Origin of the sequence: Candidatus Jidaibacter acanthamoeba, from assembly GCF_000815465.1 — a bacterium.
GTDB lineage: Bacteria > Pseudomonadota > Alphaproteobacteria > Rickettsiales > Midichloriaceae > Jidaibacter > Jidaibacter acanthamoebae.
This window is the reverse complement of the sequence record NZ_JSWE01000102.1, coordinates 1-277: the sequence shown is the minus strand read 5'-3', so window position 1 is coordinate 277 and position 277 is coordinate 1. Positions and strand designations below refer to the sequence as shown.

General features: G+C 36.1%; 1 protein-coding gene. It reads left to right on the top strand.

All coding sequences use genetic code 11. The features are described from left to right. Window positions 1-277 (top strand): transposase (locus tag NF27_RS05285; protein ID WP_039456677.1); only part of this gene is annotated, 277 nt, incomplete at both ends.

Below are 277 nucleotides of genomic sequence, written 5' to 3'. Positions count from 1 at the left end.
CTTTAGTTGAAGAAGGGTACTTGGTAATAGATAGTACTGGTATAAAAGTATATGGAGAAAGTGAATGGTTAGTTTTTAAGCATGGAGGTGAAGTAAAAAGAAGAGTATGGCACAAGCTGCATATAGGAGTTAGCAAAGAGGGATTAATAGTTTCACGTGTTATGACCAATCATATAACAGATGATCGTAAATGCTTAGAACCATTAATAGAGCAAGCGAACCAAGAGAAGATAGCTGAGGTTTTAGCTGATGGAGGTTATGATGGTAACAACACTTA